We start from the raw sequence: 14,945 nt of genomic DNA, 5'->3' as shown, positions 1-14,945 counted from the left end.
GGCCAAGTTCACCCCATTGTCCACTCATGAGCGGCGCAGCAAACCCAAGGCCAGCGCCGTACCCAACAAGACCACCGCGCAGCCGGCCACCATTTTCAGCGTAAAAACTTCGCCCAAGAATAAATAGCCCCAGAGCACCGCGAAGACGGGGATCAAGAAGGTCACGGCGATGGTGTTGGTGGGCCCGATGCGGCTCATCAAGCGGAAATACAAAATGTAGGCAAACGCTGAGCACAGCAGTGACAAGGCCGACACTGCAGCCCAGGCTTGCGGGCTGGGCACTGTCTGAGGCCAAAAGACCAAAGCAGGCACTATCAACATCAAAGCGGCATAGACTTGGCTGCCGGTGGCGACCGCCAACGGCGCGATATGCGCGGTGTAGCGCTTGCTGAAATTGGCCGCAAGTCCATAGCAAAAGGTCGCAGTCAAACATGCCAGCAAGGCCCACACCGCGCTGTGGTCCGCGCCCGGCTTGAACGATGCTTTGTCCCAGGCCAAATAGAGCACACCAGCAAAGCCAAGGCCCAAGCCGATGATGCGCAGGCTGTTGAGCCGTTGTCCAAGCCAAAGCCAAGCGATCAAGGCCCCCCATAGCGGCGTTGTGGCATTGACAATGCTGGATAAACCAGCCGAGATCGACAAGGCCGCAAAGCTGAACAGCGCGAAAGGCAAGGCACTGTTCAACAGGCCAATGACGGCCAGTGGCCGCCATTCCCGGCCCAACTCGGCAAGCCCCTGGCGCGCAGCCAGGAGCGGCAACAGCATCAGACTGGCCCCGGCGACGCGCATCGCAGCCATCGCCACCGGCCCAAATTCATGGGCGCCCAGGCGCATGAATAAAAAGGAGGCGCCCCAAATAGCGGCCAGCAAAATCAGTTCGGCGAGGTCAAAGGTTTTCATCAGGTGCAGTCACGGTAAGGCCCGTGAGCATACTGCGCGCCGACTTGCTCGCGGTCGACCCGCTTCTTGCGCCCTTCAGCCAGCGCACGCCGAAAGCTCAGTGCTCCCGCTGCAAGTATTTCTTCTGCAAGCGAGCGACCGTGCCGTCCAATTGAAGCTCTCGGTAAGCCTGCAGCCAACGCTCTTCTTCTAAAGGATCCAGCGCCAAAGATGTCGCCACATACAGCTCGGCGGACTTCAAGCTGAGCCCAGAGCGAAACTCCTGCGGTTTGAAGCCGAACTCATCAATCGCAGCGCGCAACATCGGCTCACCCGCATAGGCCGCAGCAACCATGCCCTCGGTCAAGAGGCGCAGAAGTTCCTTGTAGTCCTTGGCTTGCACGAGATGGCGAAACTTCTCGGCCTGTAAATTCTTGATGATGGGCGAGCCGCGCAACACGCCGATGCGTTGAGACCGCAAGGCCTCCAGGTCATCCAAATCAACGCTGCTGCCGCGTCGACCAAAGAAGGTGTAGTTCACATGCGCCAAGGGGATCAGCCACTTGAACTTTGCTTCCCGATCAAGCGTGCGAGCCAGCGGAAATACGCCGTAGTTGGGTCCTCCCTCAGCCATACGAACTGCACGCGCCCAGGGGTAAATGGTCAGGCTCATCGGGCGGCCGAGTCTGAGCGACATTTGCGCCGCCAACTCATACGCCAGGCCATGCGGGCCGTCCTGGGATTGCCAAACGAAGGGCGGCAATTCCCCCGCCAGCCATTCCAACTGGGCGGCTCTGGCCGGATGGGAGAGCAGCAGCGTCGGGCACAGAGCGGCCGCCAACAGCCAGGGCAAAGGCCGCCGACTTCTACGCAAGAGGAAGTTCATGATCGTGCCGATATGGATTCTTGTAAGCCCCCTGACTTGGAGCCGACTCTACATCGACTTGAACAGATGCACATAGGCGCGGCTGACCGGCAGCTCCTGCGCATGGCCCTTGATGCGCACAAACAAGCGACTCATCTCGTCGCGCCTGGTGCCTGCCAAATGAGCCAGGTTGATCAGTGTTGAACGGTGCACCTGCCAGAACTGTTCGGGGTCGAGTTGCGCCACCAAGTCGGTGATGGTGGTGCGAATCAAGTGCTCAGCCTGGGCCGTTTTAACCACCGTGTACTTGTCATCCGCATGGAAGAACAGCACATCCTGTACCGCGACCTGATGCATCAAGTCTGCACTGCCGGCACGAATGAAACGCAGCCTTGGTGCCGCCGCAGCGCTGGGCAGCAGGCGCTGCAAGGCCTCGGCCAAACGAGCAGTCTCAGCGGCTTGGGGTTGCGCCAGTGCGCCCTTGAGGCGGGCCAGGCAAGTCAGCAAACGCTCCGTCTTCAGCGGCTTGAGCAGATAGTCAATCGCGGCCGCGTCAAAAGCCTCCAGCGCATATTCGTCATAGGCCGTGACGAACACCACCCGCGTGCCGCCCTCGATGCCTTGCGCCACCTCCAGCCCGGTCAGGCCCGGCATTTGAATATCCAAAAAGGCAATATCCGGCTGTAGAGCATTGATCTGCTCAGCCGCTTCGATGCCGTTTCTGGCCACGGCAACAATCTCGAGCTCGGGCCAGCAATCGGCCAATTGCTGTTTCAGGTATTGAGCCAAGTGCGGCTCGTCATCAGCGATCAAGGCACGGGTCATGGTTGGCTTCGGCTTGGTGTGTAAGGCAAACTCAAAGCGGCCAAAGTGCCGACAGTTTGCTGCGTTAGGCTCAGACTGGCATTGTGAGGGTAAAGACTTTCCAGTCGCGCCCGGATATTCCCCAGGGCGATACCAGCGCCGCCCTTGCGGCCTGGGCGCTTGGGCGCATCCAGGCCCAGCCCATCGTCCTCCACCCGAATCTGCAGCCTGCCTTGCTGCACCTGCGCCTGAATCATGATGCACCCGCCCTCCAGCTTGGGTTCCAGGCCATGATGAATGGCGTTTTCTATCAAGGGCTGCAAGAGCAGTGGCGGCAAGGCTGCACTACGCGCCTCGGCGCTGGCCTCGATGCTGAAGCTCAGCCGCTCACCCATACGGATCTGCAGCAAATGCAAATAGCTCTGTGCCATCTCAAGCTCAGCGCCCAGCGAACTATCCGCCCTGCGCAGCTGGCCCAAGCTGGCCCGCAGGTAATCGGTGAATGATTCCAGCATATGTTTGGCACGCGCAGCATCATGGTCAATCAGGCTTTGCACATTGGCCAAGGTGTTGAACAGGAAATGCGGCTCAATTTGCGCCTGCAGCAGGCGCAGCTGCGCCTCGGTGGCGGCCAACTGCAAGGCTTGCTGCTTGCTGCGCATCTTCCACCAAAAAATATTGGCGCCGGTGATCAGCAAGGTCAGAAAACCGGACATGCGCAGATTCGAGGGTTTGCTCAAATAGCTTCCCAAGGCATCGATATCAAACACATGCCCCAGAAAAATCAACCCCAAGAAGCCGCCCAGCGCAGTCCCGGCAATCCCTACCCCGGCCGAAAAGACCCCGGCTCGCCAGTCGCTGCGCGCCTGCAATCGCTCAATCATCGACACCGGCAAAAACAGCTCGGCACTTCGAAACAAGGCATGGATGGTGTAAGAAATGCACAGGCACAAAATCAGATTGGCGCCAAAGGTGTGCGCCAACCAATTTCCATCGAACAGCCGCCCCAGGATCATTCCCGGCACCAGCGTGAACAGCAAGGCAAAGCACAGACCTATGCCGGTGCTGATCAAGACGCGCGCCCAAGCCGGCTCGGTGCGGTCTTTTGTCAGCACGGTGAATGACGCCCAAGCCTGCAGCAGGCCACTCTTGAAGTGATGGATGATGCTCTTCATGTGTCGCAGTGTAGGCAAGCCAGCCAAGCAAGCAATGCCGGGTCGCGACGATTCGACAGCCGGTGCGATGAAGCGTCAAATCCCTTGCCTACAATCGCGCCAAGCTTTTTTACCGATCCATTCAATCCAGGGAATTTCCACATGCAAGTTCACGCGTCCATCTTCAAGGCCTATGACATCCGAGGAGTCGTCGGCACAACATTGAACGAAGAGCTGGCAGAACACCTCGGATGCGCCTTCGGCACCGAAGCGCGTGCCCTCGGTGAGAAGGCCGTCGCCGTCGGCCGTGACGGCCGCATCTCCGGCCCCGGCCTGGTGGCTGCTTTGATCCGTGGTTTGCAATCCACCGGCCTGGACGTGGTCGACCTCGGCGCCGTCACCACACCGATGCTGTATTACGTTGCCGCCACACGCGCCAAGCATGGCTGCCGCAGCGGCATCATGGTGACCGGCAGCCACAACCCCAAGGACTACAACGGCTTCAAGATGGTGCTCAAGGGCGCGGCCGTCTATGGCGAGCAGATTCAGGGCCTGCGCCGGCGCATCGAGGCCGAGGACTACAAGACCGGCCAGGGTCGCACGGCCGCGATGGACATCGTGCCCGAGTACAGCCAGCGCATCGTCAAAGATTGCAAGCTCAAGCGCCCGATGAAGATCGTGGTCGACTCCGGCAACGGCATCCCCGGCGCCACCGCACCGGCCATCCTGCGCGCACTGGGCTGCGAGGTGATCGACATTTATTCCAAGGTCGACGGTGACTTCCCCAACCACCATCCCGATCCATCGCGGCCAGAGAATCTGGAAGACCTCAAGCGCATCGTGCATGCATGCGATGCGGAGTTAGGTCTGGCCTTCGACGGTGACGGCGACCGCTTGGGCGTGGTCACCAAGGACGGCACCATGATCATGCCGGACCGCCAAATCATGCTGTTCGCCGCCGACATTCTGAAGCGCAAGCCCGGCGCCGAAATCATCTTCGACGTCAAGTGCACACAGCGCCTGGCACCGTGGATTCGCGAGCATGGCGGCAAGCCGCTGATGTGGATGACCGGCCACTCCTTGGCCAAGGCCAAGCTGCGCGAGACCGGCGCGCCTCTCGCCGGGGAGTTGTCGGGCCATATCTTCTTCAAGGAGCGTTGGTACGGTTTTGACGACGCGATGTACACCGCCGCCCGCCTGCTGGAAATCCTCTCAAGGGCCAGCGACCCAAGCGCGGTGCTGCACGCACTGCCGACCAGCTTCAACACGCCCGAGATCAATGTGCCTTGCGCCGAAGGCGAGCATCACGAGGTGGTCAAAAAATTGCTGGAAGTGGCCGAGTTCCCGGGCTCGAAGGAGATCGTCACCATCGACGGCCTGCGCGTCGAGTACGAGGACGGTTTCGGTCTGGTGCGTGCGTCCAACACCACACCGGTCTTGGTGCTGCGCTTTGAAGGTCACACGCCCGAGGCCTTGGCCCGCATCCAGCATGATGTGCTGGCCCAACTCAAGCGCGTCAAGCCCGACGCCACCTTTGCGGCCGGGCATTGATTGACCCCCGCAGAAGCATGGTCTGAGCGCCTCAGCCGTTGGGCTTATACAAGCCTGTTGCGGCTGCTGACGCCCTTCTATCTGCTGCGTCTGTGGCGGCGCGGCAAGGCCGAGCCGCTGTATCGCCAATGGCTGGCGCAACGCCTGGGTTTTTACGGCCTAAGGCCCAAATCAAGCGCTTGGGTATGGGTACATGCGGTGTCGCTGGGCGAAACCCGTGCGGCCGCCGCGCTGATCAACGCACTGCGCGAGCAGCGGCCCAACACCCGCCTGCTACTGACCCACAGCACGGCCACCGGCCGCGCCGCCGGCTTGGGCCTGCTGCGCGAAGGCGATGCGCAGGCCTGGCTGCCCTACGACACGCCGGGCGCGGTGCGGCGCTTTCTGCGCCATTGGCGGCCGTCCGTCGGCGTCTTGATGGAAACCGAAATCTGGCCGCAATTGCAATTCGAAGCGGCCCAGCAGCAGATTCCCATGGTCTTGGCCAATGCACGCCTGTCCGCGCGCAGCCAGCGCCGAGGTGAACGCTTCAAGGCCTTGCTGCATCCGGCCGCTCGGCGCTTGGCGCTCGCCTTGGCGCAGACCGAGGCCGACGCCGAGCGCCTGCGCGCCAGCGCTGTGCCCAAGGTGCTGGTGCAGGGAAATTTGAAGTTTGATATGCAGGTGGACGCTGATTTGTTAGCCAAAGGCCGGCAATGGCGCGAGCAGCTGGGTCGGCCGGTGCTGCTGGCCGCCGTGACGCGCGAAGGCGAAGAGACGATGCTGTTGCAGGCCTGGAGCCAGTTGCCGCAGCAAGACCTGCCGCTGCTCTTGATCGTGCCACGCCACCCGCAGCGCTTCGACGAGGTGGCGGCCTTGGTCGAGAAGGCCGGCCTGACGCTGGCCCGCCGCAGCGGCTGGCAAGACAAGCTGCCCGAGCAAGCATTGAAGGCCCAGGTCTGGCTCGGTGACTCGATGCGCGAGATGGCGCTGTATTACGCGCTTGCCGATGTCGCGCTGCTGGGAGGCAGCTTCGCGCCACTCGGCGGTCAGAACCTGATCGAAGCGGCCGCTTGCGGCTGCCCCATCGTGATGGGGCCACACACCTTCAACTTTGCCGAGGCGGCCGAGTTGGCCGAGGCGGCCGGTGCGGCCTTGCGTGTGGCCGATATCAGCCAAGGTCTGGCGCAGGCGCTGATCATCTGCAAAGAGCCCGGCGGTCAAGGCGCCGACCAAGCAAGGCAGTTTGCCGCCGCCCATCGCGGCGCCGCCGCGCGAATGGCCAGCGCCATTCTGGCCTTGCTGCCTGAAGCCTAAATCCTCAATTAAGCCGCTCCGGCCAACAAGGCCTGCAGCCCGGCTTCGTCCAGCACCGTCAGCCCCAGCTCCCGCGCCTTGTCCAGCTTGGAACCCGCCTCCTCGCCGGCGACTACGTAATGGGTCTTTTTGGACACCGAGCCGCTGACCTTGCCGCCGGCCGCCTCAATCAAATCCTTGGCAGCGTCGCGCGACAAGGTCGGCAGCGTGCCGGTCAGCACCAAGGTCTTGCCCAGCAGCGGCTGGGGACCGGTTTCGGCCGCCGCGCCGCCGCCTTCAGGCCAGGTCAGGCCCGCAGCGCGCAGTTGCTCAATCACCTCGCGGTTGTGTGCCTGAGCAAAAAAGGTTTGGATGCTTTGCGCCACGATGGGTCCAACGTCGCGCACCTGCAGCAGCTGCTCCACGCTCGCATCCATCAAGGCATCGATACCGCCAAAATAACGGGCCAGATCCTTGGCGGTGGCCTCGCCGACCTGCCGGATACCCAGGCCAAACAGGAAGCGCGCCAAGGTGGTCTGCTTGGATTTCTCCAGCGAATCCAACAGATTCAAGGCGCTGCGATCGGCCATACGCTCCAGGGCCGACAACTTGGCCACGCCCAATTTGTACAAGCCCGGCAAGCTGGTGACCAGACCCGAGTCGACCAGTTGATCGACCAGCTTGTCTCCCAGGCCCTCGATATCCAAGGCCCGCCGGCCGGCAAAATGCAGCAAGGCTTGCTTGCGCTGGGCCGGGCAAAACAAGCCGCCACTACAGCTGTGATTGAGGCCGCCCTTTTCGCGCACCACGGCGCTGCCGCAGGCCGGGCACTCACGTGGCATATGGAAATTCGGTACATAACTGGCCCGCAGCTCGACCACGCGGCCGACCACCTCGGGGATCACATCACCGGCACGGCGCACGATTACCTGATCACCGACTCGCACGCCCTTGCGCCGCAGCTCGAAGACGTTATGCAAGGTCGCATTGGACACCGTCGTGCCGCCGACAAAGACCGGCTCCAGCTTGGCCACTGGTGTCAGCTTGCCGGTACGACCGACTTGGATTTCGATCGCATTGAGCCGGGTCAGCATCTCTTGCGCCGGGTATTTATGCGCGACCGCCCAACGCGGCTCGCGGCTGACAAAGCCTAGCCGCTGCTGCAGCGCCAGACTGTTGACCTTGTAGACGATGCCGTCGATATCAAAAGGCAGGCTGTCGCGCTTGGCGCCCATCGCTTGATGGAAAGCCACCAGGCCGGCAGCACCCAGCGCGATGGTTCGGTCGGCGCACACAGGCAAGCCCATCTTGGCCAGCGCGTCGAGCAGCCCGCTGTGCGTAGCCGGCAAGTCCCAACCCTGCACTTCACCCAGGCCATAGGCGTAAAAACTCAAGGGGCGCTGCGCAGCCAAGGCCGGGTCGAGCTGGCGCACTGCGCCGGCGGCCGTATTGCGCGGATTGACGAAAGTCTTTCCGCCTGCCTGACGCTGGCGCTCATTCAAGGCTTCGAAGTCATCGCGGCGCATATAGACCTCGCCGCGCACTTCGATCACCGGTGCGCTCACGCCGATCAAGCGAAGCGGAATTTGCCCGATAGTCTTGATGTTCTGCGTCACGTCTTCGCCGGTTTCACCATCTCCGCGCGTGGTGGCCTGCTTCAGCAAGCCCTGCACATAGCGCAGATTGATGGCCAGGCCGTCGAACTTCAGCTCGGCCGCGTACTCGACTGGCGGCGCGTCATCGCTCAGCTCCAACTGCTTGCGCACGCGCTGATCAAAGTTGAGCGCACCGGTCGGCTCGGTGTCGGTCTCGGTGCGAATGCTCAGCATCGCCACCGCATGGCGCACCGGCGTGAAGCCTTCCAGCACCTTGCCCAGCACGCGTTGAGTCGGTGAATCTGGCGTTAGCAGCTGCGGATAGGCCGCCTCCAGGGCTTGCAGCTCCTGGAACAGCTTGTCGTACTCGGCGTCCGGCAGCGTAGGCGCGTCCAGCACGTAGTAAAGGTGAGCATGGTGGTTCAGCGTCTCGCGCAAGGCCTGGGCGCGCTCGCAGGCCAACTGCTCAGTATCGGAACGGCTATCGGTCTGGCTCATGCGTCTTTATTTGATTCCGGCTGAACAACACGTGCAATCATCACCTGATCGACCCGGTGGCTGTCCACGTCGACCACCTCAAAGCGCCAGCCTTCCCAGACCACCTGGTCGGTGCGCTTGGGGATGCGCCGCAGCATCACCATCAAAAAGCCTGCCAAGGTGTCATATTGGCCGGCGTGCGGCCAGGTCTCTAACTCCAAGGCTCGCTGTACATCGGGAATCGGCGTGATGCCGTCGGCAAGGAAGGAGCCGTCCTCGCGGCGCACGATTTGCTGCTCCTCATCATAGGACGCCACCAGATTGCCCATCACCGTGCTCATCACGTCATTGAGCGTGATCACACCCACCACCAGGCTGTACTCATTGACGATGACGGCAAAGTCTTCCAGCTTCTCGCGGAACTGCATCAAGACCTCGGACAGCGTCAAGCGGTCCGGCACGATCAGCACTTTTTTGAGCAGCCCCGCTGCTTGAGTCGCACGCAGATTGATGGTTTCGCCGCGCAAGACGCGCTGGAACAGATCGGTCGCATCCACATAACCGACGATGCTGTCGATCTCGCCGTCGCAAACCAGATAGGTCGAATGCGGCGCCTCCGCGATGCGGTTGCGGATCAGCTGATCATCATCATCGAGTGCAAAGAACACCACCCGCTCGCGGCTGGTCATCGCGCTCTCGACCCGGCGCGTGTCCAGCTCGAACACGTTTTCAATCATTTGCTGTTCGGCGTCGGCTACCACGCCGGCCAGATTGCCGGCTTCGGCGAGCGCCAGAATGTCCAGATGGGTGATCGAGTTGTCACGCTGGGCCGGCCGGCCCATCAAGCGAATAAAGCCCTCGGTCATGCTGCTGAAGGCCCATGCCAAGGGTTTGAGCAAGGTCACCAAGGCCTGCATGGGGCCGATGACGGCTAGCGCCATGCGCTCGGGCTCGTTCATCGACAGTCGCTTGGGCACCAGATCGGCCAGCACAATGAACAAGCTGATGATGAACACAAAGGACAGGCCAAAGCCGACCGAATGAGCCCGTTCGGGTGACATCAGCAAGCCCAAAGCCGCCTCGAAATGCGGCGTCAAGGCGCCCTCACCGACAAAGCCGCCCAGGATGGCGACCGTGTTGACGCCGATCTGCACCACGGTGAAATAGTGGCCCGGTTGCTCCTGCACCGCCAGCACCCGCTTGGCTCGCGCATCGCCTTCGTCGGCCAGCTGCTGTAGCTTGAGGCGGCGCGAAGCGGCCAGCGCCAACTCTGCAATCGAGAAGAAGGCACTGGCGGCGATCAGCGCCGCAATCAGCAACAAGCTGGTGCTCAATGAAACTCCTCTTTGGCTGGAATAATTTAACTGAATAGACGCCGAGAAACCAAGCTGCCGGCGGCCAGATCGCGCGAAGCCAAGGCCCGGTACAAGGTCGTCAGATCTTGGCCAATCGAAGCAAAGGCATGCAAGTTCAAGACCTGACCCCTATCGTCGCAGACATCGGCCTCGATGTCGCGCGCCAAGCCGCGCGCTGCCTCTTGCCAGGAGGCAAATGGTTCCAGCGCCTCCGGCGTTTGCGCCACATCAAGCGATAAGGACAGTTCACGCAACGAAGACAGTTGCGGATTCTCGGCCAGGGCCGCCTGTGGCTCAAAGTTCAAGCTCAGGATGGGTGGCGCGCCCTCTTCTTCGGAAGCCAGCACCAAGCGGCCTGGCATCGCGCCCGGCACAAACCCATGGCGCGCGGCGATCTGTTGCACGAAGCCCAGCGTCCAGGTGGCCGACCTGGCTCGCAGAATCACCGCCAACTGCGCGTCATGGTCCCCTGCAAAATGATCCAATTCACGCGCCCGACCGACAACATCCAACATATCAGGGAACTGCACAAAGGCACCCACGCCGTCGGCAAAACTCTGCACCTTTTGTACGAATTCCGAATACTCGATCTCGTTCATCGCACCGTTGCGGTTGGCCATCTGTACACCGGCCTGGAACTCGCCATAGCGTTGACCCGGCACGGGCAGCTCCCACTCGCCACTTTCGGTATTCATGCCCTCGATATGAAAAGGCTTGGTGCCGGCGCGGCGGCTGCCCGGCAGATGCGAAATCGCCATCTCGCCGCTCACCGGCGCATCCAGCGTGACAGTGGCGATCGCGTCAATCAAGGCGTCGATGCGGGCGGACGGCTTGCGCACGCGAGCTACGGCGGGCAGCGTCGCATCCAGTGACACCGCAGCCTCACCCAAGGCGGGTCCGTTCAGGCCGGGTTCTTGCCGTGCGCCGTCCATCATGGGCTCAAGCTGCGCATCGGCACGGCGCGGGCCGGCCTTGCGGGCGCTCCAGGCGCCATGAGCGACAACGCCGGCCAAAACGACGCCACCGGCGATGGCTAACATCTCTGTCAAAGTCATGTCAGTTCTCCCGCCGGGCCGTCCCAAGGGAGAACGCGCCCCTCGGGGGCCGTGAACGAAGTGAACAGGGGGCTCATGTCAGCTCCGCCAAGGCCAAGGCCTTGTCCATATCGACCGCCACGATGCGCGAAACGCCCTGCTCTTGCATGGTCACACCAATCAATTGTTCAGCCATTTCCATTGCGATTTTGTTGTGTGAGATGAAGAGGAACTGGGTTCCGCTGCTCATCTCGGCCACCAGTTTGGCATAACGCTCGGTATTGGCGTCGTCCAGCGGTGCATCCACCTCGTCCAAGAGACAGAACGGGGCGGGGTTGAGTTGAAAAATGGCGAACACCAGGGCAATTGCCGTCAGCGCCTTTTCGCCGCCCGAGAGCAGGTGAATCGTGCTGTTCTTCTTGCCCGGCGGCTGCGCCATGACCTGCACGCCGGCGTCGAGAATTTCGTCGCCGGTCATCATCAGCTTGGCCTGCCCACCGCCGAACAGAATCGGGAACATGCGGCCGAAATGCATATTCACCTGCTCGAAGGTCGCCGCCAGCAGGTCGCGCGTTTCCAGGTCGATCTTGTGGATCGCGTCCTCCAGCGTGCCCATCGCCGACTGCAGGTCCGCGCATTGCGAGTCGAGGAAGGTCTTGCGCTCGCGCGCCGACGTCAGCTCATCCAAAGCGGCCAGATTGACCGCGCCGAGTGCGGCGATCTCGCGGTTGATGCGGTCGATCTCGCCTTGCAGGCCGTAGAGCTTGACTTGGGCCACTTCAATACTGAGCGCCAACGCCTCCATGTCGACGGCCGCCGCGATCAGCTGCTCCAGATACTGCGCGCCACCGAGCTGCGCGGCTTGCTCTTCGAGCTGCAACTTGGTCAGGCGCTCGCGCAAGGGGTCCAGGCTGCGCTCGAAAGCCAGGCGCTGCTCATCCATTTGGCGCAGGCGCAGACTCAAATCGTCATAGCCGCTGCGTACCGCCGCCAAAGCCTGCTCCCGCTCCATCTTCAAAGCCAAGGCGTCTTGCAAGCCGGCCTGCGCGGCCGCGTCATTGAGCGTGTCCATCTCGCGCTGCAGACTTTCCATCGACTGCTGATTGGTCTGCAGCTGTTGCGCGGCGGTTTCGATCGCGCGTTGCAACTCGCCCCGTCGCGAGGCCAGCGCACGGGCGCTGTATTGCGCTTCTTGGGCGCGCCGCTCGAGGCCGCGCAGTTGCTCGCGCGCCTCGGCCAGGCGGCGCTCAGCCAGCAGCGTCGCATCATCCAGCTCGGCATGGCGCTCCTGCGTCGTCGCCAACTGCATATCGAGTTCTTCGAAACGCGCCTCGCCGGTCATGCGGCGCTCCTGCAGTTCTTCGGCCTGCGCGTCGATCTCGAACAACTCATCTTCCAGCTGCGTACGGCGGCTGCTGGCGGCCTCGGCCTGACCCGTCAGTCGAAGTAACTCGACATGCAGCTGGTGCGCGCGGTTTTGCGTCTCAACCGCTTCGCGGCGCAGACCCAAGAGCCGCTGTGAAGCATCGGTATAGGCAGCCTCGGCGCGCACCAGGTTCGATTTGGCCTCTTCGGCAATCAACTGCTGTGCACGCAGCTCCAGCACCAAATGCTCGATCTCCTGCGCCCGCGCCAGCATGCCCGCCTGCTCGGAGTCGGGTGCGTAAAAACTCACTGCAAACTGGCTGACTGCATGTCCTTGGGCCGTCATGATCAGCTCGCCATGGGTCAGCTTGTTCCGACTAGCCAGAGCTTCATCCAAGCTATCAGCGGTGTAAACACCCTCGAGCCAGTCGTTCAGCAAGGCGCTCAGGCCGGGGTTGTCCAGGCGCAGCAAGTCGCTCAAGCGCGCGAGCGTGTGATGGCTGTTGGCAATCGTGATCGCCGGCGGGGAATAGAAAGCCAAGCGGGCCGGCGGCGCATCTTGTTCGAAAGCGCGCACCGTCTCCAGGCGGCCAACTTCCAGCGACGTCATGCGCTCGCGCAGCGAAGCCTCGAGCGCGTTCTCCCAGCCCGGTTTGATGTGCAAGCGGGACCACAATCCGGCCAGCCCATCCAGCCCATGCTTGGCCAACCAGGGTTTTAGCTTGCCCTCGGTCTGCACCTTTTCTTGCAAAGCGCGCAGCGCGTCCAAGCGGGCCGACAACGCCCCCTGCTTGGCCAGCTGTTGATTCGCATCGGCCTGCGCCGCGCGCCTGGCTTCCTCAAACTGAGGCACTTGTTCGCCCAGCTCATGCAGGCGGGCATCGGCCATATCGCGCGCCTCGTCAGCCGCTTCGCTGCTGCGTTTGAGTTCGGCCAACTTGTCTTGCTCGGGCGCTGCCAGGCCTTGCTTTTCCGTGGCCAAGCGCTCGCGCCGGGTACGCAGCTGGCGCGACTGTTCCTCAACGCTGCGGCTCTCGGCCGCCAAGACCTGGATCTGCTGCTGCACTTGCACCACCAAGGCACGCTGCTCGTTCGCACGAGCCTGCGCTGCCCGCACGGCATCTTCTGCATTGGGCAGATTGCCGCCCTGCTCCTCGGCCTGCGCGGCCAGGATTTCACTTTGTTCCTCGGCTGCCGCGATCTGCTCGGCAATCGTCTCCAGCTCGTCCTTGGATTGCAGCGCGCGTTCTTCCCATTGCTGGCTCTGCGCCTGCAGCTCGATCAAACGCGCCTCGACACGCTGGCGCCCCTCGACCACATAGCGAATGCGCTCCTCCAGCCGGCTGACCTCCAGCTGCGCCTCGGCATAGCGGCCTTGGCTCGCATGCAACTCATCACCAGCCGCATAGTGAGCCTGCCGAACCGTTTCCAGCTCAGCCTCGACATGGCGGAGCTCGGCCATGCGCGCCTCCAAGGCATTGGTGGCCTCCAGGTGTTCGGACTTGACGCGGTCCTGCTCCGCAGCGGCGTCGCGCTGCTTCAAGAACCAGAGTTGATGCAGCTTCAGGGTGCCGGCATCTTGCAGGCCACGATAACTGGCCGCGACCTCGGCCTGCTTCTCGAGCTTCTCGAGGTTGTTGTTCAGCTCGCGCAGGATGTCATCGACGCGGGTCAGGTTCTCACGCGTGTCGCGAAGCCGGTTTTCGGTCTCGCGGCGGCGCTCCTTGTACTTGGAGACGCCGGCGGCTTCCTCCAAAAACATGCGCATTTCTTCGGGTTTGCTCTCGATCAGCCGGCTGATCGTGCCCTGACCGATGATGGCGTAGGCGCGCGGCCCCAAGCCCGTGCCCAGGAACACATCCTGCACATCGCGGCGGCGCACGGGTTGGTTGTTGATGAAGTAGCTGGAGCTGCCGTCACGCGTCAGCACGCGCTTGACGGCAATCTCGGCGAACTGGTTCCACTGACCGCCGGCGCGTGCGTCCTCATTGGCAAACACCAGCTCGACGCTGGCGCGGCTGGCCGGCTTGCGATTACCCGAGCCGTTGAAGATGACGTCTTGCATCGACTCGCCACGCAGCTCGGAGGCCTTGCTCTCGCCCAGCACCCAGCGCACGGCATCCATGATGTTGGACTTGCCGCAGCCGTTGGGCCCGACCACGCCCACCAACTGCCCAGGCAGCTGGAACACCGTCGGATCGGCAAAGGACTTGAAGCCCGCAAGCTTGATCGAATTCAGACGCATGGACGCGAAAACACCACAGCAAGCCTCAAAAGTACGCCTCTCAAGCCAGGGCGAACTTCGAAAACCGCTGCTAAGCCGTTGATTTATTTACACAAAAGCGCCGCAAACGGGCGCTTTATCGGGCCTGGATGATACCATCGCGGCCTCCCCCTTTTACTCACCGACACAGCTTGGCCTACGGCCTTGCTGTGGCGCATTGATTCCATGGCCAAGATCACCCCTCCGACCAAGTCCGCTACCAAGACTGCAACCAAGAGCGCCGTCAAATCTGCAGCTAAAACCGCCGCAAAGTCCAGCGCCAAAACCAGCAGCAAGGGCCGCCAAACTCTGGAGCTGGAGGCCAAGA

10 protein-coding genes are annotated in these 14,945 nt (G+C 62.3%); 2 read left to right on the top strand and 8 right to left on the bottom strand.

Translation table 11 applies throughout. The annotated features are described in order from the left end of the window. Positions 1 to 24 precede the first annotated feature (24 nt). From LNV09_RS15505 to LNV09_RS15490, 4 genes are all read right to left on the bottom strand, one after another. Positions 25 to 900 (bottom strand): DMT family transporter, encoded by an 876-nt coding sequence (locus LNV09_RS15505; RefSeq protein WP_263557970.1) that lies wholly within the window; start codon positions 898 to 900, stop codon positions 25 to 27. Positions 901 to 997: 97 nt separating this feature from the next. Next, positions 998 to 1,765 (bottom strand): substrate-binding periplasmic protein, encoded by a 768-nt coding sequence (locus LNV09_RS15500; RefSeq protein WP_263557969.1) that lies wholly within the window; start codon positions 1,763 to 1,765, stop codon positions 998 to 1,000. A 48-nt stretch (positions 1,766 to 1,813) separates the two neighbouring features. Beyond that, positions 1,814 to 2,569, bottom strand: a complete 756-nt coding sequence (locus LNV09_RS15495) for a LytR/AlgR family response regulator transcription factor (RefSeq protein WP_263557968.1) — start codon at positions 2,567 to 2,569, stop codon at positions 1,814 to 1,816. Then, on the bottom strand, positions 2,566 to 3,723 hold the full coding sequence (locus tag LNV09_RS15490) for a sensor histidine kinase (RefSeq protein WP_263557967.1): 1,158 nt from the start codon (positions 3,721 to 3,723) through the stop codon (positions 2,566 to 2,568). Before LNV09_RS15490 ends, LNV09_RS15495 begins: the two co-directional genes overlap by 4 nt. A gap of 141 nt (positions 3,724 to 3,864) precedes the next feature. Here LNV09_RS15490 and LNV09_RS15485 point away from each other — a divergent pair, with 141 nt between their 5' ends. Both LNV09_RS15485 and LNV09_RS15480 read left to right on the top strand, forming a co-directional pair. Then, positions 3,865 to 5,253 (top strand): phosphomannomutase/phosphoglucomutase, encoded by a 1,389-nt coding sequence (locus LNV09_RS15485; protein WP_263557966.1) that lies wholly within the window; start codon positions 3,865 to 3,867, stop codon positions 5,251 to 5,253. 57 nt (positions 5,254 to 5,310) lie between these two features. After that, positions 5,311 to 6,549, top strand: a complete 1,239-nt coding sequence (locus LNV09_RS15480; protein ID WP_263557965.1) for a 3-deoxy-D-manno-octulosonic acid transferase — start codon at positions 5,311 to 5,313, stop codon at positions 6,547 to 6,549. An 8-nt stretch (positions 6,550 to 6,557) separates the two neighbouring features. On the opposite strand, the gene ligA is transcribed toward LNV09_RS15480, so the two are convergent. The 4 genes from ligA to smc form a co-directional block, all read right to left on the bottom strand. Next, positions 6,558 to 8,621, bottom strand: a complete 2,064-nt coding sequence (gene ligA / locus LNV09_RS15475) for an NAD-dependent DNA ligase LigA (protein ID WP_263557964.1) — start codon at positions 8,619 to 8,621, stop codon at positions 6,558 to 6,560. Then, positions 8,618 to 9,934 (bottom strand): polyamine export protein PaeA, encoded by a 1,317-nt coding sequence (gene paeA, locus LNV09_RS15470; protein WP_263557963.1) that lies wholly within the window; start codon positions 9,932 to 9,934, stop codon positions 8,618 to 8,620. The genes ligA and paeA overlap by 4 nt, the downstream gene beginning before the upstream one ends. A gap of 26 nt (positions 9,935 to 9,960) precedes the next feature. Continuing rightward, on the bottom strand, positions 9,961 to 11,010 hold the full coding sequence (locus LNV09_RS15465; RefSeq protein WP_263557962.1) for a cell division protein FtsZ: 1,050 nt from the start codon (positions 11,008 to 11,010) through the stop codon (positions 9,961 to 9,963). 73 nt (positions 11,011 to 11,083) lie between these two features. After that, positions 11,084 to 14,599 carry a chromosome segregation protein SMC gene (smc, locus tag LNV09_RS15460; protein WP_263557961.1) on the bottom strand — a complete coding sequence of 1,172 codons (3,516 nt, stop codon included), beginning with the start codon at positions 14,597 to 14,599 and terminating at the stop codon, positions 11,084 to 11,086. Positions 14,600 to 14,945: the final 346 nt, after the last annotated feature.

Origin of the sequence: Paucibacter sp. B2R-40 (genome assembly GCF_025717555.1) — a bacterium.
In the GTDB taxonomy this organism is placed as follows: domain Bacteria; phylum Pseudomonadota; class Gammaproteobacteria; order Burkholderiales; family Burkholderiaceae_C; genus Paucibacter_A.
This window is presented reverse-complemented; position numbering and strand designations above follow the sequence as displayed.

Excerpts from the sequence above, each read along its gene's own strand:
- LNV09_RS15490 (WP_263557967.1), bottom strand. The coding sequence starts at position 3,723 with ATGAAGAGCATCATCCATCACTTCAAGAGTGGCCTGCTGCAGGCTTGG.
- LNV09_RS15505 (WP_263557970.1), bottom strand. The coding sequence starts at position 900 with ATGAAAACCTTTGACCTCGCCGAACTGATTTTGCTGGCCGCTATTTGG.
- LNV09_RS15495 (WP_263557968.1), bottom strand. The coding sequence starts at position 2,569 with ATGACCCGTGCCTTGATCGCTGATGACGAGCCGCACTTGGCTCAATAC.
- LNV09_RS15465 (WP_263557962.1), bottom strand. The coding sequence starts at position 11,010 with ATGACTTTGACAGAGATGTTAGCCATCGCCGGTGGCGTCGTTTTGGCC.
- LNV09_RS15485 (WP_263557966.1), top strand. The coding sequence starts at position 3,865 with ATGCAAGTTCACGCGTCCATCTTCAAGGCCTATGACATCCGAGGAGTC.
- ligA (WP_263557964.1), bottom strand. The coding sequence starts at position 8,621 with ATGAGCCAGACCGATAGCCGTTCCGATACTGAGCAGTTGGCCTGCGAG.
- LNV09_RS15500 (WP_263557969.1), bottom strand. The coding sequence starts at position 1,765 with ATGAACTTCCTCTTGCGTAGAAGTCGGCGGCCTTTGCCCTGGCTGTTG.
- smc (WP_263557961.1), bottom strand. The coding sequence starts at position 14,599 with ATGCGTCTGAATTCGATCAAGCTTGCGGGCTTCAAGTCCTTTGCCGAT.